Origin of the sequence: Zunongwangia endophytica, assembly GCF_030409505.1 — a bacterium.
Taxonomy (GTDB): Bacteria; Bacteroidota; Bacteroidia; order Flavobacteriales; family Flavobacteriaceae; genus Zunongwangia; species Zunongwangia endophytica.
The window spans coordinates 220,565-242,660 of sequence record NZ_JAUFPZ010000002.1 but is presented as its reverse complement, the minus strand read 5'-3'; the positions used below and the strand labels follow the sequence as shown (position 1 = coordinate 242,660).

General features: G+C 33.5%; 19 protein-coding genes. 11 read left to right on the top strand and 8 right to left on the bottom strand.

The window, feature by feature from the left end; genetic code table 11:
* Positions 1–36: 36 nt before the first annotated feature.
* Positions 37–1,140, bottom strand: a complete 1,104-nt coding sequence (locus tag QWY91_RS01310) for an SGNH/GDSL hydrolase family protein (protein WP_290230944.1) — start codon at positions 1,138–1,140, stop codon at positions 37–39.
* 177 nt (positions 1,141–1,317) lie between these two features.
* Here QWY91_RS01310 and QWY91_RS01305 point away from each other — a divergent pair, with 177 nt between their 5' ends.
* The gene (locus tag QWY91_RS01305) at positions 1,318–2,070 is read left to right on the top strand and encodes a hypothetical protein (protein WP_290230942.1); all 753 of its coding nucleotides are present in this window, start codon (positions 1,318–1,320) and stop codon (positions 2,068–2,070) included.
* A 278-nt stretch (positions 2,071–2,348) separates the two neighbouring features.
* Positions 2,349–3,407, top strand: coding sequence for a succinylglutamate desuccinylase/aspartoacylase family protein (locus QWY91_RS01300; RefSeq protein ID WP_290230941.1), 1,059 nt, complete (start codon positions 2,349–2,351; stop codon positions 3,405–3,407).
* A 76-nt stretch (positions 3,408–3,483) separates the two neighbouring features.
* Here QWY91_RS01300 and QWY91_RS01295 read toward each other — a convergent pair whose 3' ends face one another.
* The 6 genes from QWY91_RS01295 to QWY91_RS01270 form a co-directional block, all read right to left on the bottom strand.
* Positions 3,484–4,620 carry a cytochrome-c peroxidase gene (locus QWY91_RS01295; protein WP_290230938.1) on the bottom strand — a complete coding sequence of 379 codons (1,137 nt, stop codon included), beginning with the start codon at positions 4,618–4,620 and terminating at the stop codon, positions 3,484–3,486.
* Positions 4,621–4,623: 3 nt separating this feature from the next.
* On the bottom strand, positions 4,624–6,216 hold the full coding sequence (locus QWY91_RS01290) for a DUF6850 family outer membrane beta-barrel protein (protein WP_290230936.1): 1,593 nt from the start codon (positions 6,214–6,216) through the stop codon (positions 4,624–4,626).
* Positions 6,217–7,566, bottom strand: coding sequence for a DUF4876 domain-containing protein (locus tag QWY91_RS01285; RefSeq protein WP_290230934.1), 1,350 nt, complete (start codon positions 7,564–7,566; stop codon positions 6,217–6,219).
* Positions 7,567–7,582: 16 nt separating this feature from the next.
* Positions 7,583–8,695: a TonB-dependent receptor domain-containing protein gene (locus QWY91_RS01280; RefSeq protein ID WP_290230932.1), complete on the bottom strand. Its 1,113-nt coding sequence runs from the start codon at positions 8,693–8,695 to the stop codon at positions 7,583–7,585.
* The gene (locus QWY91_RS01275) at positions 8,655–10,244 is read right to left on the bottom strand and encodes a carboxypeptidase-like regulatory domain-containing protein (RefSeq protein WP_290230930.1); all 1,590 of its coding nucleotides are present in this window, start codon (positions 10,242–10,244) and stop codon (positions 8,655–8,657) included. Before QWY91_RS01275 ends, QWY91_RS01280 begins: the two co-directional genes overlap by 41 nt.
* 626 nt (positions 10,245–10,870) lie before the next feature.
* Positions 10,871–11,233 carry a hypothetical protein gene (locus tag QWY91_RS01270; RefSeq protein ID WP_290230928.1) on the bottom strand — a complete coding sequence of 121 codons (363 nt, stop codon included), beginning with the start codon at positions 11,231–11,233 and terminating at the stop codon, positions 10,871–10,873.
* Between the two features lie 325 nt (positions 11,234–11,558).
* Between QWY91_RS01270 and QWY91_RS01265 the strand changes: the two genes are divergently transcribed.
* The 9 genes from QWY91_RS01265 to QWY91_RS01225 all read left to right on the top strand — a co-directional run bounded on the left by QWY91_RS01265 (position 11,559) and on the right by QWY91_RS01225 (position 20,207).
* On the top strand, positions 11,559–12,650 hold the full coding sequence (locus QWY91_RS01265) for a sensor histidine kinase (protein ID WP_290230925.1): 1,092 nt from the start codon (positions 11,559–11,561) through the stop codon (positions 12,648–12,650).
* An 8-nt stretch (positions 12,651–12,658) separates the two neighbouring features.
* Positions 12,659–13,972: a sigma-54-dependent transcriptional regulator gene (locus QWY91_RS01260; protein WP_290230923.1), complete on the top strand. Its 1,314-nt coding sequence runs from the start codon at positions 12,659–12,661 to the stop codon at positions 13,970–13,972.
* A gap of 334 nt (positions 13,973–14,306) precedes the next feature.
* On the top strand, positions 14,307–15,584 hold the full coding sequence (locus tag QWY91_RS01255; RefSeq protein ID WP_290230921.1) for a Glu/Leu/Phe/Val family dehydrogenase: 1,278 nt from the start codon (positions 14,307–14,309) through the stop codon (positions 15,582–15,584).
* Between the two features lie 50 nt (positions 15,585–15,634).
* The gene (locus tag QWY91_RS01250) at positions 15,635–16,048 is read left to right on the top strand and encodes a hypothetical protein (RefSeq protein ID WP_290230920.1); all 414 of its coding nucleotides are present in this window, start codon (positions 15,635–15,637) and stop codon (positions 16,046–16,048) included.
* A gap of 376 nt (positions 16,049–16,424) precedes the next feature.
* Entirely contained in the window at positions 16,425–18,329 is a 1,905-nt protein-coding gene (locus QWY91_RS01245; protein ID WP_290230918.1) for a tetratricopeptide repeat-containing sensor histidine kinase, read from the top strand.
* Between the two features lie 17 nt (positions 18,330–18,346).
* Complete coding sequence (locus QWY91_RS01240) at positions 18,347–18,991, top strand: response regulator transcription factor (protein WP_290230916.1); 645 nt, start codon at positions 18,347–18,349, stop codon at positions 18,989–18,991.
* A 102-nt stretch (positions 18,992–19,093) separates the two neighbouring features.
* On the top strand, positions 19,094–19,516 hold the full coding sequence (locus tag QWY91_RS01235; protein WP_290230914.1) for a hypothetical protein: 423 nt from the start codon (positions 19,094–19,096) through the stop codon (positions 19,514–19,516).
* A 19-nt stretch (positions 19,517–19,535) separates the two neighbouring features.
* Positions 19,536–19,919: a DUF805 domain-containing protein gene (locus QWY91_RS01230; protein WP_290230912.1), complete on the top strand. Its 384-nt coding sequence runs from the start codon at positions 19,536–19,538 to the stop codon at positions 19,917–19,919.
* 21 nt (positions 19,920–19,940) lie between these two features.
* Positions 19,941–20,207, top strand: coding sequence for a hypothetical protein (locus tag QWY91_RS01225; protein WP_290230909.1), 267 nt, complete (start codon positions 19,941–19,943; stop codon positions 20,205–20,207).
* A gap of 214 nt (positions 20,208–20,421) precedes the next feature.
* On the opposite strand, the gene QWY91_RS01220 is transcribed toward QWY91_RS01225, so the two are convergent.
* Positions 20,422–22,092, bottom strand: coding sequence for a RagB/SusD family nutrient uptake outer membrane protein (locus QWY91_RS01220; RefSeq protein WP_290230907.1), 1,671 nt, complete (start codon positions 22,090–22,092; stop codon positions 20,422–20,424).
* Positions 22,093–22,096: the final 4 nt, after the last annotated feature.

Sequence of the window (22,096 nt, the reverse complement as noted above, 5' to 3'; positions counted from 1 at the left end):
AGTTCTGGCTTTTTTAGTTTAATTTCTTCAGAAGAATTACTTCTTAGAATCTAAAATTTCTTGGTAAAATGGTACAATTTGATCTGCCATCATTTTATCTTCTTCAATAGAAGGGTGCGCACCACAACCAGTCTCAGGAATCGGTTCAAAATCAAAAACATGAATTTCCTTTCCTTCTCCTTCAAAATAACTAGCTACGCTATCTAAGCATCTATGTAAAATTTCTTCGCGCCCTCCAGATACCATTGGGCTGTCCAAAATGGCAATTTCAGGATTATCTCTGGTGTCGATTAAATGCTGAACAAATTTTATATAAGCGCCAACGTAATCATCTTCGCTAAACGGTAAACGTTCATGTTTACCATCACCTTCTGATAAATCGTTAGTTCCTAAATTGATACTAATTAAATCTGGATTAAAATCTTTGGAAGTATAACTTTTTGAGCTATCCTCATTAAGATAAAGATTGTCATAAACATCGGGCACTGTTGGTCCCGGAACGTCCCAATTTCTATACATTCCCCAACCAGAAATTGAAGACAATACGAAATCGGCGTCCAATCGATTTGCTGCTATCGTAGCATAAGAATAATACGCATTATGCGAATCGAACCAACCACCTTCGTCACATGGATACTCTTTATTATCATTTCCAAACCCAGAGGTAATCGAGTTCCCTATAAATTCAATTTTAGCTTCCGGTTTAGTAGGCGCTTTTGCTAAGTTTTTAGCTTTAATACCGCTTAGCACTAAATTTCCTGTACTGGCTTCTGTAGCTTTGTACACTTCTATTAAAGTATCACTTTTGCTAACAGGGATCTGTAGCGAATTTATTGTGTCGCCTTCTACAATGGTTTTACCTTTATATTCACCATTTACTGCAACCGCCCAAAATGCGTGTTGCTTAGGATCGTCGGTTTTAGAATACACTACGATGGTATCTTCTGTAGTATTTTTAAAAGTAACTTTAGAGGCCGGACTAATCATTACTAAAGAAGAATCCCTTTGATCTGTTCTTCCTGAAACCGAAAAATATTGAGTGTCTTGCGGTGAATGCAATTTTGCCTGGGCTTCTTCGTTTGTTTGTTTACAACTTAATAAGCTGGATAATGCAGCTATGGTAAGTACAATTTTCTTCATTTAATATGATGTTCTAAGGTGGTTACAAATTCTAATTGGAGTAAAAATAAACTTAATTTTAAAAACTTAAATATATCCAGACTTTTTTAACTGACTAAGATATTCTTCTGTAAAAAATTGTAGTCTTGTATTTTCAACAAATCAGCCTTCAAATTCAAATATCTCCGCTTTATAATTATGAAAAACGCTTTAAAAATAGCATCGCTAAGTATTGTTCTTTTCTCATTTATACTTGGTTGTAAATCTCTGCAAATCTCTTCTAGCACTAATTTTTGCGTTTTAAGATGGGGAACTTTAGGTCTCATAAAGAATAAGACTATTCAATTTTATGAAGTTGAAGAGAATGCGTGGAAACCATGTGACCTTCCAGATTTTAAAATTCCGAAAAATGATGATCTTCTTTTTGTAGGCATTGGAGAAATTGGAGTGATCAAAGATCAAAACATTTCATTTTATTCTGTGAATGATAAAGGAAATTGGGCACCAGACACCGCTCCCGATTTCCAACTAAAGAAACAGCAAAAAGTGATTTCAGTTGGTTTAGGAACAATTGGTGTTATTCAGAATAAAAAGATCAGGTTTTACAATGTGAAAGATGGTGTGTGGACAAAAATTGATGATAAAATCAGCGATTTTGATCTTCCCGAAAATGTTACAATTGTGCCGCTAATGCTAGATCCTTTAGGCATAGCCTCAATTGGAGTTGTAGATAATTCAGATTTGAAAATCTATCATTTCAATACGAAGACGAAATCATGGAAACTAAGTAATCTTGATTTCAAGTTACCGCCTTATGAAGAAATTGTTTCGGTTGGTTTCGGAAATATTGGTATCGCTAATTCAGAAAAAATCGAGTTTTTTCCACTAGAAGCTTCTATGAATGGAAAACTGATTCGTGATGAAATTCCGCAGATTCCAAATTTCAACTGATCAACAAAAACCTTTATTTTACTTAAAGAATGAGCTGATAACATTCTCTTTGCTGATTTCTTCAGAAATTAATATTGAATAAAATCAGCATAGATTTTATCTTTTTTCTGAAAAGTTTCAGCGCTTTATCTGTATTTCAAATCGTAAAGACTGTTTCAAATTTTGAAAATTTTCGAAATAACACGCTGGTTTTGTTAATTTTTAAAAAATAAAACGACACAGTATTTTAATATTGCTTACTATTGAAGCATAATAATGATCAATTAAATTTTCACATAATGAATATCATTAAATCCCAGTTGAGAAGAGTTCTAATTTTACTCTTTATAAGCATTTCTGCTGTTGGTTTAGCGCAACAAAAGAATTTTGAATTCGCGGAACATACCATAAAACCAGGCAGTAAAACCGAACTTATGTTGCCCGTTAGCACTGCTAATGATAGCACAGTAATTCCTGTTACCGTATTTCATGGAAAGGAAGAAGGTCCTGTATTAGGAATTGTTGCTGGTGTACACGGCACCGAATTTGTGCCAATTTTAGCTGCACAACAATTGGCTAAAGACATCGATCCTAATAACTTGTCAGGAACGATTATTTTAGTACATATAGCAAATGTTGAAGGTTTTTTAAATCGATCATTTCGGGTAAATCCAATCGATCAAAAGAATTTAAATCGCGTATTCCCAGGCGAGGAAAATGGAAGCATGACCGAGCGTCTTGCGTGGACAATTTCGAACAAGATAATCCCTTTTTGTGATTTTTATATCGATGTGCATGCGGGTGATTATAATAACGATCTACGTTCCTACGCGGGTTACTATAATTACTTTGATAAACCTGAAGTTTCTAACAAAGCTAAAGATATTGCAGTTGCCATGGGATTTCCATTTATCGTGCAATTTGGCAATCAAGAAAGCCTAAATAACAAAGCAACGTATACTTCTCGAGAAGCTTTTATACAAAATATTCCCGCTGTAGATATAGAATGTGGTAGAATGGGGATTGTTGAAGAAAATTTTGTGCAAAGAATTCAGCAAGCTCTATGGAATGTAATGGGGCATCTTAACATGATGGACTTTGAAGTCCCAAAAAATGAAACAGCGGTAATGATAGGAGAACGAACAACCGTAAATAGCCAGGATACCGGATTTTTCTATAGCGATTTTACCAGCGGAGATTATGTAAAAAAAGGAATGAAATTAGGCTATACTACCGATCTTTTTGGAAATCCCCTTAACGATGTAATCTGCCCTGTAGACGGAATGATTCTTTATAAAACATTTAATCCTCCAATTGAAAAAGGAGACGGCTTGTTTAACATTGGCCACATAGATTAAATAACTAATATTAATTAAAATAACAAAGCCCCTTAATTGGGGCTTTGTTGTTTTAAAAAAATTGTTGAATCTCAAATTATTCAGGAAGCTCTGGTGGTGTCTCGCGATGATTTACTGATTCTAATGTTCGTAGAAAAGCGACCAGAGCATACTTTTCTTCTTTAGTTAAATTCAATTTCTGTAAAATAGGAGAAGTTGTTGGGAATAATGTATCGTTCTGCTGATGATCTTTCCGTTTTGGTTGTGGCATTCCGGCGCTATATAAATTTACAATTCCGTATAAATTTTGGAATAACCCATTATGCATATAAGGACCGGTTCTGCTTATTTCTCGTAAAGTTGAAGTTTTAAATTTCCCTACATCTTCTTTGTTTCCGGTAACTTCATAGCGTCCTAAATCTTCAAAAGGTCTTCCGTAGTACGTTAATCCAGTATTATGAAATTTATTATCTGAAAAATAGCCGGTATTATGGCAGTTGATACATCGAGCTTTGGTTCTAAATAGATGCATTCCTAAAACCTGCTGATCAGTAAAACATTTACTCTCCCCATTTATAAATCGGTCAAAACGAGTGCGCCCGCTTACAATAGTACGCTCGTAGGTAGCAATTGCTTTTTGAATGCGTTCTTTACTAGCTGTTTTGTCTCCAAAGGCGGCTTCAAATAAAGCTTTGTAGCCTTCAATTTTTGCGATATCTTCAGATGCCAAATTAATATGGAAATTCATTTCTAAAGTATCCTGAATAGGAAATTGCGCCTGATCTTCTAAAGAACTGGCACGACCATCCCAAAATAATGTTTCAGCATAAGCTGAGTTTAAAATTGTCATTGAATTTCTTCGGCCTTCTCTCCTCTCATGTCCATAACTATGCCTTCTTCCATCTCCCCAACCTAATTCAGAATCATGGCAACTGGCACAAGCTATTTGTCCGCTTGATGATAATCGCGGATCGAAAAACAGGCTTTTCCCTAAATCTTTTTTTGCTTCGGAATATGGATTATCTGCTGGAAATTGAACGTCAGGTAAACTTCCTATATCTTTAAAATCAGCCTTATTTATTGTAGAATCTAAGCTAGGTTCTGGCCAAGTAGATGGGTCTCCACTACTATAAACCTCACGTAACCGATCTATATTATATTCCTGGTAAGCTTTAAAACCAAAAAAGCTTACAACTATCGAAAAAATGAAAAGTTTAAATATCGTGTGTCGCATTATTTAATAATATACTTTTAAGCTTGCTGAAAAATTCCATCTATTTGGGGTAGCATTATTGAAATACTGCAAATTACTGAAGCTTTCTTGGTAAGAACCTTTTATAGAAAAATAAGTATCCAGATTTTGAATTGACTTTAAGTTCAATCCTAAATCGATACTACTTTGCCAGTTTGAGGCTGAAAACAATTCGCTATTTGGAAGTGTTACCTCTTCATAAAAAAGCTTTTGTGTTAAACCGAAAAAATCTTTATCCTGTATCGAATTAAAATAAGATGCATTCGGGTAATTAAATTGATGGTTTAGAGAAATATTTACTTGTCCACTTACTTTTGGTAAAAAGTCTAAATTCGGGTTTATTTCTATTCGTTTCATAGCGTAAAATTCAGGTTTTACAAACGAAAAATTTAAACGAGATTGCTCTAAAACATCTTTTTGTTCTGAATTTGTATAACCGACACCTAAACCAAGATCTGTTACCGATTTTCCTTGTTTCGTTTCTAAATACCCAAAAAGTAAATTAACTTTTGTAATAGATGCCGAATAAGATTGCCCTCCTTGATTGGTAAGTGTGTTACCTGCTTTAGTATGCAATCCAGAAAATTGAAGTTTTAAATGACTATTTTCAGTTTGCCTTTTTAATATTAAACCATCTAAAGAATAGGTTTCAGGCTCGTATTCAGCAAAAAAATCTTGTTCATTATGCTTATTATTTACATTGCTATTTTTGTAGGTATCTTGTTTTTTCTGAAGATACCCAACATCTAAATTTATATTGTACGTTTCATACTCTAGTGTATATCCAAGAGTAATACCTACCTGATGATAATTTCGCATGGTAGATGTCCAAAATGGATTGGAAAATGAGCCATAACCTGTTATCCACTTAATATACCGTTTATAATTTTTTGGTGAATCGTCATTGCTATTGGTATAATTTGTTTTGTTGCTTATATCGGTAGTCCCATAGCTTCCCTTTAGGCTTACGTACTGATATGCAGTAAGTTGATAATTAAGCCCTGCATTAAAAACTAATTCATTAAAGGTTATTTGATCACGAGGGTCTCTATCGTTCCTATATTTATTGAAGAGATTGTAATTAACCTCAGCTAAAGCGTGCCACTTATCGTTTATAGGAAATAAAATTCCTCCATTAATATCGTAATCTTGATTACTCCAATTACCAGGTCTGGCCACTCCAAAATAATGCGGGTCTTCCATAAGTCCGTTTTCCGGAAGCTGGTAACTTAAATTCCATTTTAAATTTTTGTAGTATGATTTAGTAATCGATAGATCGCCATAAAATAAAATTCCGTTTTCATTTTTATAGATCCCATTGGTTTGTAGACCAAAATCCTGCATTTCGGAAGGGATTCTAGCATCTTTAAAACCCCCTCCTTCAGCAGTATAGAATAATCCTGTTTCGGTATAGTTTTTTACCGGTAAATACAAATAATTAAATGGATTAATTTTTTCAGCAGTTAAAATATCAGAAAAAAAAGTATTTCCCGCCGGTGTAAATTCCTGAGCGTTTAACCACCCTATATTTACACAACACATTACTATACATATTCGTAAAAAACGATACCGTTTCATTTAAAAAGTGGTTGTAATTTCTACAATTGGTCTATCTAGTACTTCAAAATCGTTACTACTGTTATTCGTATCCTGATAAAATATTTTTCCATCCTTATCAGATTTCACTTTACGAATTATCGATTCTGAAGAAAATTTCCCGCTAATTGTTGCTATTTCACCAGCATCCACACTATTTGGTAATCTTGGTGGTTTTGGCTTAGCCGGATCTGTATTTTGTATTTCTACCCCATCTAAAACGTATTCTACTGGTACCTGCATGTAAGTAGAAGTTTCTTCGTCGAATCTATCATCGTTGATAGATGGAAGTGGTACTGAGTTTATTTGTTGATATGCTTCTTGGTTAGCTCTAAAAATAACTAAAGCCTCACGCCCATTGGTATCTAATATTAAATCGTCTCCTTTAAAGGTTTTAAAAATGATGTTTAAATTTATCGAATTTGGATTGTCAATATCAGAGTCGATTCCATTTCCGCCAGTAGAGGCAAAATAATCCTGATAAAACGCTTCAAAAGGAGCCTGACTTAAATCTACCGTTAATGATGGATCTTCTACTTCGTAAGTTACCGGTTCACCATCACTGTCTACTGTATTTAATGGAGCTTTATGATTTACTGCAGTAGCTGCAATAATTACACTTTGTCCTGATGCTAATGGATATTCTTCTCCGCTACCCGGAATTTGTAATACTTCTTCCGCATATACATAAGCAGTATTTGCATTGTCGGGATCTTGTTGATTTATGGACTGGCTCCAATCGTATTGCCCATTAGGTAAATTATAATCTCTAACAGTGGAACTAATACTACTTTGTCCTTTTATTTGCGCAAAATATAATCCATCTAAATAAATGGTTTTATTAGAGTTATTATGAATTTCTACAAACTGGTCGCGGAATAAAGCTCCTTTTTTTACATCAGAACCCGAAAAATAAATTTGCTTAAACACTAAATCTCCAATCTGTCCCGTCACTAAAGAAATTTCGGTAGTTGTGTTTGTTTCTGAAATACTTACATTCGATAAACTTCCATTAAATATTACTTCGTTAGTAACTTCTTTGCCAGAAAATGCTTCATATTCTGCTGCCGTATACTGCTTACTTACATTAATATTATAAGTTCCAGGAACTACTTCTATGGTGGCATTTCCTGAAGCATTGGTTGTTATGTTGTAAGTTTTACCATCCTCTACGTTTTCTAAAGAAATTGTAGCTTCTTCTGCCGGTTTATTATCTTCATCTGTACCAAGGTCTATGGTAAATTGATGTGAAACAACATTTATAAAATTATCATCGTCACTACACGATAAAAATAACAGCCCAATAAGGCCTAACAAATAAAACTTTCTCATTGATTATATATTTAGATTAGAATTGATAATTAATTTGTGCTCCAAAACTTATAGGTTCATTTTGTAAGTTCTCATGATTTCCAGTAGCTACCAGGGGTCGATAATTTAAAAAGTTGGTAACATACATCGATAGACTTAAATTATTTTCAAATTCTTTTGTAAGTCTTAAATGAAAATTGTGATAAAGATGCGTGACTTTATCACGTGAATTAGATGGATTTTGAAGTAAACCTTGAAACTCCGGATTCTCCCGATTCTCTTCTGTTAAAGGGATACGATCCCCATTCCCATTTATATAAGCAAAGGGATAAGTCGATTTCAAAGTTGCATATGTGGTTTTGCGCGTAAACTGTTCTGCCGTTAACGAAATTAGTAAACCTAATTCAGACAAATGATAGCTAGCAGTTCCTCGTAATTTTAGATCGTCAGACTTACCAGGATATTTTGTAAAAATTCCATAAGGAACCGCCGTATTTGCTTGATCTGAATTAGAGTTTATGATTTCGTTGAAAGATTTATTCTCTGTATATACATATCTTCCTGAAAAACTAAAAGAGGTATTAATAGCTTCAATTTTATTGAAGGTTGCAAAAAACTCTATCCCGGCATCTGTTGTTTCTTGAGAATTTTGTGGTAAACTATAAGTTTCTACCCGATTGGAATAACCCGTTACCTGATAATCTGGAGCCGAATTATCTTCGGGATACATAAATTCGACTTCAGGATAATCAAAATTTATTAATTGGTCGCGCCCAACAATTCCATCAAAAGTTCGGTTATAATAAGCGGTTAAACTAAAATTAGCAAAATTGGCATTGTAATTAGTTCCTAGCTCGTACTTCCAAATTTTAGAAGGTTCTAAATCTAATTTGTCAATCGCAATTTTATAGGTTTGTATTAAATTAAATGCATAATCATTGGTTCGAATATCCCGAATTAAATAATCGTAGTATTTATCACTTGGGAAAATTTGTGAAAGTGAGGGTGCTTTAGAAGCAAAACCTATACCACCTCGTATACTCCACTTTCTTGACAATTCATACCCAAAATTTATACGCGGGCTAACGCTTGAAAATCCGTTTTGATTATCATAGCGTACCCCCGATATTCGCAAATAAATCGTGGCCATTTGCAAAAGTATAGGTGCTATTATCTTGAAAATAAAATCCGTAATTCTTCCGTGGAGTCACTAAATTTCTATACGAAGTAGGTCTAAAGCCTACATCTTCTGCACTTGTGTTTTTAAAAGTAAAATCTGAATAAGCCTTATCAGGATCAAATCCTGTACCTCTACCTTTATTATCACTATAACTAAAATTGAATCCGGCTGATATATTATGACTTAATTTTTCGCTATTCAGCGATTTTCTAAAAGATAATTTAGCATTTAAATTCAGCGGTTGACCGAAAACTTCTTTTACAGACAAATAAGAAACGGGGGTGTAATTACCCGTATACAAACTGGTTTCCATTGCTGTAGGGACTACTCGTCCTCCGTTATTTATAAATGATTGATGATAAGAGTGTTGTTTGGCATACGAAAATCCGGTGTTAAATTCGATATTATCGATTATAGACGTATTAGCATTCCAAAATAAACGGTTACTGAGTCGAATTCCTTTATCCTTTTTAAATGTAGCTTCTCGTTTTCCGGTATCATTTTCTTTATCGTAAGAGATATCATTTAAATTATCATGAAAATTAAGAGAAAATGAATTTCGAAGTTTTTTGTCGTGAGAATTTACCGTCCAAATAGCAGATGCCGTTATCCGATCGTAGTTATTTAATTGATCGGTAGGATTATTATTCGCATTTAAATAATTGATAGAAAAACTTAAGTTTCCGGCTTTTTCTCCTAAATTATATCCTTTATCTAAACTTACCTGAGTAGTCCCTTGGCGCAAACTAGCCATTACTCGATACGGGCTTACCCCTGCTTTTCGGTCTATTTTAATTAAACCGGTTGTTAAATTTCCATATTCAGCATCCGGTATTCCGGCTATTACTTCTATTTTTTCAATATTAGAAGCGGGAATGGTATTTAAATCTAAACCATTAGAAGGATTATCTAACTTGGTTAGCCCATTATTACTTCCTTTACTATAGGTTTGCATATTTTCATCATTAGAAATTTGCAAACCATCAATCATATAAGAAATGCCGAATTGATTGGTCCTTGTCTCACCCGCCGTTCTTAAATTTAAAATTTTAGTTTTAGTAAAATTAGGTGGCTGTATTTCTTGCCCAGGTAATTGTTGTAAAATATCAGATAAACTAAACGATTGCCGTTGGTTAACCGCATAATCGCCCAAAACTACAGCAGATCCCACTTTACTTCGTTTCGGTACAGCGGTTACTGTTACATCATCTAATTTTAGGTTGTCGTCTTTTAAACGAATAGTAAGAATTTCATTAAAATCTTTAATATCATCTTGCGTGATTTGCTGTTCTTTTTTCCCCAGAATCTTAAAATTCAATTCAAAATTTTTGAGATTAAAGATTTTAAGCGAAAAATAACCTTTCTCATTAGTTACCGTCCAAGCATTACTGTTAGCATCGGTAATTAGGACACCTTCTAAAAGTTGATCATTTTCAGCACTAATTACTCGTCCTGCTAAGCGCTTTTGGCTAAACACTACTGTAGAGCTAAGAAGAAAAAATAGTATAAGAAACCGCATATTGTAGGGATTTGCGGCTGCAAATATATTTTTATTTAGAATTAGTACAAATAAAAATAATAATAAATTTAACAAAATTATTAAAATCCAATCCAACTAATTCATTACCTGAAATTTATAGTAGTGATTTAAACCTTTATTTGTTTCTGAAAAAACGAATAAAATCGAAAATTGAGTAGATTGTACTTAAATTGACTTTTCTAAATGCTCATTTAAATACGTGTATTGGGTTTTAAATTTGAAACAAGATCTCAAGAATCAATAAGTTAAATCTTATAGAAAAGAAATTAAACGGATCAAGAAATTGGATATCAATAGTTTTTATGGAACAATGTCCGAATAGGAGCATTTAGCTAAAAATTAGGTAACATAAGAAGCAAAATAGTGAACTAACGCAAAGTCAATAATTCAGCGCAAAGTAGAGATTCTACAAAATAGGCATTAAATGTTCTTAGTAAGTGTCCTTTCCTGGATTAAGAGAAGCAATTATTAAACCTTTTTAAAAAAGACTAATTTTGAAATATTGGCGCCGGAAATAGCCAACACAACATTAGAATACTTGAAAAAGCAATTAATGTAAGAATAAAAAGAAATTTTAATCGTGACAAAATATACATTTTTAATATTTATTTTTTTCGCTCTAACACTCGTTTAAGCATATCCTTTTTTAGCAAAAAATATTTTTCAGAAATCCTTAGATATCGCTTACGATGCATTTCATATAAATTGATATGTTGGTCTCCGTATTCATTTTTTCCATATTCAAGTTCTTTCTTAAGTTCCTGTTCAAACTTGCATAATCCTGCTGTACATAGAATAACCTCTCTACGCATTCCCTGTAAATTACCAGCTAATCTTAGATCATTTAGTATTCCTTTTTCAAGTTTTAGAAGATCCCCTAATTCATCATTTATTTCTTCAAGAAAAAGCTCCCACATCGCTATTTCTCTTAAATCCTTTTTAATACAGAGCTCTCTATATGAATACACCTGTTTAAAAAAATTGATTTTCAATTGCTAATTCCAATAGTTAAACGTGCAATCACAAAAACAAAGCTTGTACCGATATAATTAAATAATTCCGGATATTCCTTATAATTCTGATTAATAACTAGTTAACTAATCACATTTTAAGCTGAAAAATTATATTTTTGGGTAAAAAAGTACCACCGGGTAAAAACACCTCAGAGTAAAATTCAAGCGAAAAGAAGTATACTTTTGATTTTAAACAACTTATGGTATAATTTAAAATTTTGGATCATAGTATTATAATTATAGCCCGATTATCGCTGTTGATCCCATAGACTATTACAAAATGAACAAAGAATTTACGGTTGAAGATCGCTTAAAAGAAAGGGTAAAAGAATTAACTTGCCTTTATAGTATATCGAGTGTTTTAAGGAAGCATTCTAACGATATCCAAAAGACCTTAGAAGAAGTTTGTGAAATCACCAAAAATGCCTGGCGATATCCTAAAGCTACTATAGTTCAATTAAAGTATACTACTTTCCAAATTGAAACTGCTCTTATCCCTAATCATCATATTTTCCAAGAAAGTAAACTATCAGACCATAAAGCCAATTCGGGAAAAATTAGAGTCTATTATAATGCTGAATATTATGACCAAAAAGATTTCTTGGAGGAAGAACAGCAGTTATTAAATCAAATTGCTATAGAAATTAGTGACTTTTTTGAACGAGAAAGTATTAAAGAACGAGAAGAATTAGTACGACGAAAAGCTGAACATAACGACCGCCTAGCCATTCTTGGTGAAATAACCGCCGGTATAGCGCACGAGTTGAATACTCCTTTAGGAAATATCTTGGGGTTTGCTGAACTTATTCAAGAACATAATCAAGACGAGCAAACCATAAATGATCTTGAAAAAATAATCAAGGCAAGTATTTATTCTAGAGAAATTGTAAAGAAATTGATGTTTTTCGCCTGTGAAATGCCGCATCAAAAGCAACCACAGCAAGTAAAACCTATTATCGAACAGGCTTTATCTTTATTGGGTCCAAATCTCAAAAAAGCAGGTATCACTTGTAATTTTGAAATTGAGAAAGATAATATTGTTATTCCGTTAGATATTGTACAATTTACCCAAATCATTTTTAATCTAGTAATTAACGCCATCTACGTTTCACCTCCTAAAAGTATTATTCTAATTTCAGTTACCCATACTAAAAATAATATCCTGATGGAAATTAAAGATCAGGGGCCTGGAATTCCAAAAGCGCTGCGAAAAAAAGTATTCCATCCCTTTTATAGTACAAAGCCACTTGGGGAAGGTTCTGGTTTAGGACTAAGCGTTGTGCACGGAATTGTAAAGGCACACCAAGGAGAAATTAAAATACTAGAAAATATACCTACCGGAAGTAACTTTCAGATTTTATTACCGATATAACTTTAACTATGACATTTAAAAAAGCTAATATCTTGATAGTTGATGACGATTTCGATATGCTAGAACTGCTTCAACGGCAACTTCAAGATCAAAACTTTCATGCCTACAAAGCATCCAGTGTTATGGAAGCTATAAATATTCTAAAATATAGTCAGATTGACTTACTTGTTACCGATTTGCAAATGCCACAAATCGATGGAAGAGAATTATTAAAATATGTATCCGACCATTACCCAGCTCTTCCTGCTCTAGTTATCACAGGATTTCCGTCTATAGATGGTGCTTTAGAAACTATGAGATCTGGCGCAATGGATTATCTAATTAAGCCATTTACCAAAGAAGAATTAAAAAATGCGATAGCCAAAGCTTTACCTAAAAACTTACAAAAAACTCCCCAACATCAAGCTGGTCAAAGTATTTCCTATGCCGGAATTATTGGAAATTCTGAGCCCATGCAAAAACTTATCGATCTTATAGAAAGGGTTAAAGACAACAAAGCTACGGTTTTAATCCAAGGAGAAAGTGGTACCGGCAAAGAGCTCATTGCAAGAGCGATTCATTATAAAGGAAGATTTGCCGCTCAGCCTTTTATAACTGTTAATTGCGGCGGAATTCCTGAGGATCTGCTCGAAGCAGAATTATTTGGATATACTAAAGGTGCATTCACGGGTGCTTTAGAAAACCGTCAAGGATTTTTTCAGGCTGCCGATAAAGGAACTATATTTTTAGATGAAATCGGAAATGCTCCTATGAAGGTTCAAACTAGATTGCTAAGAGTACTTCAGGAAAAACAAATACAACGCATCGGTGAGCAGGAAGCTAAAAAAATCGACATTCGCATCATTGCAGCTACCAATAGTGATCTTTTCAAAATGGTGCAAAACGATAAATTTAGAGAAGATCTTTATTATCGTTTAAATGTGGTAAATATAAGTACTCCTCCCCTGCGTTCGCATAAAAGTGATATTCCATTTCTGGCGAATAATTTTTTAAGAAAATATGGATCGGAATATGGAAAACGAGCAAGACTTAGTGAAAAGGCCTTAGAATTATTACAGAATTACGATTGGCCCGGAAACGTAAGAGAACTTGAAAACATTATTCAGCGTGCATTAATTTTAAGCGATGATGAAATTAATATTGCGCAACTTCCAGATCATTTTAAATATAGCATTAATACTAGTGATATAGCTTTTAATTCTTTAGCTGAAATTGAAAAAGAATATATTCTAAAAGTGTTAGCATATACCGATCAAAACAAAACGCAAGCTGCAGAAATTCTAAAAATAGATCGTAAAACACTTCGGAATAAACTAAAGTAATAAACGGTGCATTATTACCCGGCTGGGTTAAAACCCCCAGCATCGGGCAAAAAACAAAAGTTTTTTAGAAATATAAAAACCTATAAACCAATATTATAAATATTTCAATTAAAATATTCCTCTTTTGGGTATAGCGTTTGACTTTGTGGTATAGACGAAGCTCAATTATTATGAAAACGAATCTTATCAACAAAAAGTTAACCTCAAAAAGTTCTTTAGGTAGCCTCTTACCGCAAGAAATGCTTAAGGGACTTTGCTTTAATTGTGATCACCAAACAAACTGTACCTGGAAGGACCACCGAAAGTTGTTTTGTGAACATTTTAAATAATACTCATGAAAAAGGAAAAAACAAAAAAACAATCAATGCATGCTACGGTAATGAGCCAGTTTAATAAAACGGCAGACCGTATGGACCTCAATATTAATATTAGAAAGATCCTTTCCATTTCCAATAGTGAAATTATAGTTCACTTTCCAGTTAAAATGGATGACGGAAGTGTAGAAGTTTTTACAGGATATCGTGTACAGCATAACAATGCCCTTGGCCCTTACAAAGGAGGTTTGCGTTATCACGACACCGTAGATATTGATGCTGCCAGAGCTTTGGCCATGTGGATGACTTGGAAAACCTCGCTTGCCGGTTTGCCCTTTGGTGGAGCTAAAGGAGGAATAGAAATAGATCCCAGAAAATATTCCATTGGAGAACTAGAGCGAATAACTCGTAGATTCACTTACGCATTGGGAGAAAACATAGGACCCGAACATGATATTCCTGCTCCCGATATTAATACTAACGCCCAAACAATGGCATGGATTGCAGATACCTATATGTCGACCATTCCAACTTCAGAGCGTTCTCATAATAGACATATTGTTACAGGAAAACCATTAGGCGTAGGCGGACTAGAAGGTCGAGATAGAGCAACTGGCTATGGTGTATTTCTTTCAGCAAAACTTTATTTAGAAAATAAAGGCGAAAGTTTAGGGGGTAAAACATTTATTGTTCAGGGCTTTGGTAATGTTGGCTATTGGGCTTCTCATTTTCTGGTAAAAGAAGGAGCGCGTTTATTGGCCGTGCAAGATGCTCATGCAACCTTATACAAAAAAGAGGGCATCGATGTAGAAGGATTAGCGGTACATTCTAACCCTAGAAAAGGTTCTATTGCAGATTATCCTGATGCATTTACTATTGATCCCGAAGATTTCTTTGGTTTAGAATGCGATATAATTATTCCCGCAGCACTGGGCAATCAAATTACTGCAGTTGTCGCTGAAAAAATAAAAGCAGCACTAATATTGGAAGGTGCTAATGGTCCAACAGATAGTGAAGGTGAAACTATTTTATTAAGAAACGATATTACTATAATTCCGGACATTTTCTGTAATTCAGGTGGGGTAATCTCAAGTTATTTTGAATGGCTTCAAAACCGTAATGGCGAGTTATGGGATTTGGAAGAAAGTATGGGGAAACTTCAGAAAAAACTTACTGAAAACTTTAAACGAATTCAACGCGAAGTTGAAGAAAAAAAGATTGATTGGAGAACCGCAGCTTACATGCTCGCTATATCTAGAATTGAAACTGCTTATCAACAAAGAGGAATTTTTCCTTAAGCATTAATGCAGAAAGATAAAAAGTGAGATTAGATATTTAAAGCTTTTTTATGAAAAATGAACCAGTACTAAACGATGAAAATAATGTCGCTACAATGGAAAAGTATGCGAATGACTGGCTTAAAAGTCTTCAAATTATCGATTTTGAACTTGTATTTTATAAATCCTATTTGGAAGATCATCATGCAGGAAAAACGGAAACTAAAAAAAGTTCGATCAATTTACTATTAACGTACATTAGTGAACAGATGGGACAGAACAAATTTCATCTACGTACTTGTTTATTTTATAAAAATAGAGTTTCAAAAATTAAGGAATGTGATGATGTGGCTTGTGAGCAAATTTATCTAGATGCCCATTCTTTGTTTAGAAATAGGCTTCAGGATCATTTCAAAAAAATTAATCTCCTTAAGCATCAGATAATTTATAAAACAAAGAAATATTCAGCATTAAAAATTGAATAAAATAAACAAATTAACTAGCATAAAACTCATTTACAATTACGTTGAACTGTTTGTTTAGATGTTTTTTCCGCTGCCGGACGCCTGCTGAAAGTGTAAATTTTAGAGCTTCACTTTTTATGCTAGGTGTTCGGTTTTTTTGTTGAAGTCAGATAAATAAAAAAAACGAATGCCATATCCTACAATATTGATTAATTCGTAAAATTCCGTGTTTTCTAAGGTATTTGCGATCTCTTAAAGACACTATTAGCATATTTATTTGAGCCATTGCAACATGTTCGGACTTCTGAATAAACTCAATCTATAAAGGATTTTTATATACCACTGCTTTTTAGTTTTATATAAATCGTATTTTTGCGGGCTCTAAAAAAGGATTAGTATGTCCTACAGTAGGTTTCTCTTTTTATTTATTTTTCAATGCATTTTTATATCGGCGAAGGCGCAGGATAAGTATTCTAATTTTAAAGCTTTTCCTATACTTCCCTCCAATGTAGACCATGTTCTTTATGAAAGATTAGAAGATACGAATAAACCAGAAATACGTCTTGCTTATCTAGATACCATTGCCCAGATTTTTGATAAAACAGACTTGGCAGATTCTTTATTGGTATATGGTGAGCGTATTCAAAAATCTGCGTTACAATTACCAGATAATAACTCAGAATATACATTTTATTTTTACCGCGGAATATATTATGAAAGTGCTGCCAAAAGAAAAACAGGATTACTGGATGAGGCTATTGCAACTTACATTCGAGGTATTGAAAATATAAATACTGAAAAAGATAAATTATTTTCCAGCTATCTTAAATTAGGTCTAGCAGAAACCTATTTACAAAAAGAGGAATTAAAAAAAAGCAAGGAAATTCTGGATAAACTTTTACCGGTTGCAATAACACAGGATACCTTTAATTCCTTTCTTACCGCTGCATTTGGTGATTATTATTATAGAAAACAAGAATGGGAATTAGCTGTAGCTTCGTATAATAAAGCATTACAATTACCTGCCACAAAAAAGCTTAAGAAATTATTCAACCGCATACAATTAAACCTGGCTAAACTTCAGGCACAAGAGAGTACTTATCAACAAACATTAGAGAAATTTCAGCGACTAAAAAAAGATTGTTTAAATCAAGGCTTTTATGGTTTGTATATCGAAGCTGTAATAAATGAAGGCTATGTTTATTTGAACGAAAAAAATTATGAAGCTGCTGAAATTGCCTTGAGTTCCGCCTATATTAACACCGTTTCTTGGAATCGATTAGAGTTACAGAAAAAAGTAAATAGAGCTCTTGTAAATCTTAATGTTGCCAAAGAAGATTTTGAGAATGCTTATAATTTAATGACTCAATATGAGTCTATTAATAAAATAATTACAGCGCAACAAAATGAACGACAGGTTAGAGAATTAGAAGAAAAATACGAAAGCCTAGAAAAAGAGCGGGAGATTATAAAGCTTCAGGAATCTCAGCTAAAAGATCAAATAGAAATTGATCGCCAACGCACTATTAAAAATGCGGTTTTAATTGGTTTTCTAATCATTTTGATTCCTATAATTTTATTGCTAGTGGTGTACTATCAAAAGTTACAGGCACAAAGTGAAATAAATCGGCAACAAGAAGATTTAAATCGCAAAGAGATGCAAAGCCTGCAACAGGAGCAAGAATTAAAGCTTGCCAGAACTTCCATGAAAATACAAACCAAAGAGCGCGAACGAATTGCGCAGGAGCTTCATGATAGTATAGGTGGTAATCTCGCAGCTATTAAACTTCAGATGAACAGGCTTTATCTAACATCAGAAACAGCTATCAATCTAAAGAACCAATTGGATAGTACTTACGACCAAGTTCGTGAGATTTCACATAGTTTATTACCCAAAGAATTTAAAGAGCAGTCTTTCGTTCCCATCGTAGAAAATTATATTGAACAATTTAACGATCCTGAAAATAAGTGCTATTTCTTTAATGCCTATCCTGAAGAAGCCATTAATAATTTACCTACGAAACTACAGGTTACCATCTTCAGTATCATCAAAGAATTAACAACAAATGCAGTGAAACATGCCCAAGCCCATCAGATTGTGATTCAACTAAATTATATTTCTGAAGAGGAAAATCTGTTTTTAATGTATGAAGATGACGGGAAAGGTTTTGAAACCGAAAAATCGGAAGGTATAGGTTTAAAAAATCTAAAAAATAGAATTTATGAGCTTAAGGGGAGCTTATCTATAGATAGTAATTTGGGCAAAGGAACGGTAATTAGTATTAGTATTCCGAAGGAATAAGAAAACTTAGCAAGAGCATGAAAACAGCTTATAACATTATCATTGCAGATGACCATAAAATGTTTGTAGACGGTCTACGAAGTATTTTAGAACAGGAAGACGATTTGCATATTATACATACAACATCGAATGGAGAAGAAGTTTTGAAATATCTAAAAATAAATCAAAATGAGCAAATTGACTTGCTTATTACAGATCTTAATATGCCTGGAATGGATGGTGTAGCACTGAATCAAAATATTAAAAAGAAATTCCCCGGAATTAAAACAATGGTGATAAGCATGCTTGAGGACGGAGCTAAAATTAAAACCTTAACCGAAGATGAGGTTAATGGTTACCTTTCTAAAAATGCGGAACAAAATGAATTACTGAGAGCAATTAGAAAAATACTTTCAGGAGAAAATTACTTTTCTTCTCGTATTCAATCTATATTAATAAAGACACTTACAAGTAATAGAAAAACTTCTGAAGTTAGATTAACTCAAAGAGAAAAAGAAGTTTTACAACTCATCGCAAAAGAATATACCACCCAAGAAATTGCAGATATGCTTTTTTTGAGCAAACATACAATTGAAAGTTATCGCAAAAACCTCATCAATAAGCTAGAAGTAAGAAATTTAGCAGGACTTACCCGCTATGCAATAGAAAATAATATGATTTAATTATACCCTGTTTACAGGGATATCAATTTCACTGGTTACCGGCTAATATAAGGCTAGCTAACAGTGGATATTTGTATCTAGATAAACTTAAATAATTATATTATGATTTATGGAATTTCGTTAATTCTACTCAGCATCATTGCTGTACCTTCCTTGATTCTTTCTAAGAAACCAAATGCAAAAGAACTACTGGATAAAGTGGAGCCATACCAGGGATGGATTGGAGTTATATTTTCAATTTTTGGTATTTGGGGAATTATTTCTAGCATGCTTAGTTTAAATGTTTTAAGCAATGCTCCTATTTGGTGGATTACCCTATTTATTGGGAGTATTGTTGAAGCTAGTTTAGGCTTTCTTTTAGGTTTCCCTATCATTAACAAAATGCTTGCTAAAAATGCATCAAACTATCAGAAAAAAAGCGAAGAAATAAGGGGAAAACTTGTACCCCTTCAAGGGAAGCTTGGTATTTTGGGATTAATTTCAGGAATATGGATAATTACAGCTTCTTTTTTATTTACAGTTTAATCAAAAGAAAATATAAGTTATGAAATGGTATTTAAAAGTATTCCGTCAATATTCAGATTTTAAAGGCAGAGCTAGAAGAAAAGAATATTTTATGTTTGGGCTAATCAACGCCATATTTTCTATATGTTGTATGCTCTTAAGTTTTTGTCTAAGTAATTGGTTAGAAACTCCGGCTTTTATAGGTATTTATGTTTTATACATGTTAGCTTCCTTACTGCCATCGCTCGCGGTATCGGTAAGGCGTTTACATGATATTGGTAAAAGCGGATGGATGTTATTAGTTGGGTTTATTCCATTAGTAGGATCTATATGGATGCTTATCCTGCTTATTACAGATAGTGAGCCAAGTGACAATCAATACGGCCCAAACCCCAAAGAGGATGTGGTTCTAGAACATATTTAGAAGAGATCTAAAATAAGACATATGATAATTTCTAGGGGTTGGGGACTATTAGGATTATTAATCCCGATTACTATATTATTAGGTGGTATTCATTTTTTTAGCGACGATGGCAATGCATCAAGAACTATAATAGCTAACAGTTTAATAATTTCAGGCATCCTTAATCTATTTACCGGAATTATTATTCATCAAAAAAGTAACAAAAATCATGATCTATTTTTTATGCCCCTAAGTATTTGGGGCATAATTTGGATCATTCTTGGTTTATTCATAGCGATAGGCACATAGAAAGTATCTTATAAAACAATCATTGTTACAAGTGAATTGCCTTTGAAGAAAAAAGGAAAAAAATTATCGCTATTCAAATTGAAATAAATCTATAATAGATCAAAAGGTTTTAATATAATAGAACCACTGCAATAAAAAAAGCCATCCTAAGAAGGATGGCTTTTTTATTGAAAATCGCTAATAAAGCTTTACGTAGCAATCATTCAATTACTATCTACTGCTGATAGCCTGGGTTTTGTTCGATAGCTCCACCACTTCTTTGAATCTCTGCAAAAGGTATAGGTAAAAAATACTGTCGTTCTACCCAATTTCGGTTTTGCTGAGTTACAAAATCGTAATTATATTCAAAATCACCATTAGATAATTTATAGACATCGACACCCATTGCCGGTTGATCCAAAATCTCATCAGCAATCATCCATCGTCTTATATCAAAGAATCTATGATCTTCTAAAGCAAACTCTACTCTGGTTTCATTTCTATAATCGTTAATTAATTCATCTCCAGATGAAGTTACTTCAGGCATTCCTCTAGAAGTTCTAACTTCATTAATTGCTTCCTTGGCTTCAGCTTCGTTACCTAATGCTATCTGCGCTTCAGCATAATTTAAATAGAACTCTGTTTTTCTGAAGAAAATATAACGTCCTGTATTTCCATCGAATTCTCCCAATTCCGGCAGACTCCATTTTAAAAAGTTATATCCCGTTCTAGTTGCATTATGCGGAGATATGCTTGAAATTCTTGAGTCCAGACCAGCTAATTCAGCATTTTCTGGTTCATCCTTATCTAAATAAGGATCGTATGTCCCGTCTTTAAATGAAGCTCCGTTATAAAGAATTGTTTCGTAGAATCTAGGATCCCTATTTTGATAAGGATTTTGCGGATCATAATTTGATGATTCTGATGGTCGTTCACCAGTGCTAAGCAATTCAAAACTATCTACCAGACTTTGCGTAGGTGTTGTAGTTGCCCAACCACCATTGCTGTTTGGGAACAACCAAATATTTACACCATATCCTTGGTTGTTTTGCTGTGAGTATTGTTTTTCGAAAATAACTTCTTGATTGTTTTCTCCTCTAAACATTGCTCCCCAGTTGCTCATGTCTACCAAAGAAATAGATTCTAAATTCATCACATCTCGATTTGCTTCCATAGCTTTTTGCCATTTACCCTGATCGTTAGAATCGTTGAATAATGGACTTGCGGCATAAAGTAATGTTCTACCTTTTAATGCCATTGCGGCTTCCATTGATGCTCGACCTGTAATTACAGAATTCATCCCGGGTAGTTGACTTATCGCTAAATCTAATTCCTGAACAATAAAATCTACCGTTTCATCTATAGAATTTCTTTCTACAGCATAACTATCTTGATCAAGCTCAAAAGTGTCATTAATTAATGGTACACCGCCATACCACTTCAATAATTGAAAATAATTATAGGCTCTTAGAAAGTGCATTTCTCCTTCCATTACCGCTAATTCATCTTCGTTAATTGGAGAACCTTCAATTTGCTCAAAAAATAAATTAGTTCTACGGATATAGTAATAAGCATTCGCCCATAAATTAAAGGTTACGCTTTCACCATTATCACGGGTTACCTCTCCCTGGTTGTAACGTCTTATTTGTGCTTCGGCACTACCATGTTGATTATAAGCATTATCGCTAAGGCCATCTGTAAAAGTGTTTTCATCTCTAAATGGTGTTCTTAGCCCTCCATAAGCTCCATTCACATAATTTCTTAGTAGTGAAGCATCTGAAAATACAGCAACATCGCTATATCCATTTAAAGGTTTTGTATCTAAAATATCATCGGAACAGGACTGGAAAGCAAAAAGGTTTACTAGCCCAACGATATATAAAAGTTTATATGTTCTTTTCATCATTAAT

Bases quoted from the DNA above. Each gene is read 5' to 3' on its own strand.
- QWY91_RS01275 (WP_290230930.1), bottom strand. From the start codon at position 10,244: ATGCGGTTTCTTATACTATTTTTTCTTCTTAGCTCTACAGTAGTGTTT.
- QWY91_RS01240 (WP_290230916.1), top strand. From the start codon at position 18,347: ATGAAAACAGCTTATAACATTATCATTGCAGATGACCATAAAATGTTT.
- QWY91_RS01235 (WP_290230914.1), top strand. From the start codon at position 19,094: ATGATTTATGGAATTTCGTTAATTCTACTCAGCATCATTGCTGTACCT.
- QWY91_RS01255 (WP_290230921.1), top strand. From the start codon at position 14,307: ATGAAAAAGGAAAAAACAAAAAAACAATCAATGCATGCTACGGTAATG.
- QWY91_RS01220 (WP_290230907.1), bottom strand. From the start codon at position 22,092: ATGATGAAAAGAACATATAAACTTTTATATATCGTTGGGCTAGTAAAC.
- QWY91_RS01230 (WP_290230912.1), top strand. From the start codon at position 19,536: ATGAAATGGTATTTAAAAGTATTCCGTCAATATTCAGATTTTAAAGGC.
- QWY91_RS01260 (WP_290230923.1), top strand. From the start codon at position 12,659: ATGACATTTAAAAAAGCTAATATCTTGATAGTTGATGACGATTTCGAT.
- QWY91_RS01250 (WP_290230920.1), top strand. From the start codon at position 15,635: ATGAAAAATGAACCAGTACTAAACGATGAAAATAATGTCGCTACAATG.
- QWY91_RS01305 (WP_290230942.1), top strand. From the start codon at position 1,318: ATGAAAAACGCTTTAAAAATAGCATCGCTAAGTATTGTTCTTTTCTCA.
- QWY91_RS01265 (WP_290230925.1), top strand. From the start codon at position 11,559: ATGAACAAAGAATTTACGGTTGAAGATCGCTTAAAAGAAAGGGTAAAA.
- QWY91_RS01295 (WP_290230938.1), bottom strand. From the start codon at position 4,620: ATGCGACACACGATATTTAAACTTTTCATTTTTTCGATAGTTGTAAGC.
- QWY91_RS01245 (WP_290230918.1), top strand. From the start codon at position 16,425: ATGTCCTACAGTAGGTTTCTCTTTTTATTTATTTTTCAATGCATTTTT.
- QWY91_RS01310 (WP_290230944.1), bottom strand. From the start codon at position 1,140: ATGAAGAAAATTGTACTTACCATAGCTGCATTATCCAGCTTATTAAGT.
- QWY91_RS01280 (WP_290230932.1), bottom strand. From the start codon at position 8,695: ATGGCCACGATTTATTTGCGAATATCGGGGGTACGCTATGATAATCAA.
- QWY91_RS01225 (WP_290230909.1), top strand. From the start codon at position 19,941: ATGATAATTTCTAGGGGTTGGGGACTATTAGGATTATTAATCCCGATT.
- QWY91_RS01285 (WP_290230934.1), bottom strand. From the start codon at position 7,566: ATGAGAAAGTTTTATTTGTTAGGCCTTATTGGGCTGTTATTTTTATCG.
- QWY91_RS01290 (WP_290230936.1), bottom strand. From the start codon at position 6,216: ATGAAACGGTATCGTTTTTTACGAATATGTATAGTAATGTGTTGTGTA.
- QWY91_RS01300 (WP_290230941.1), top strand. From the start codon at position 2,349: ATGAATATCATTAAATCCCAGTTGAGAAGAGTTCTAATTTTACTCTTT.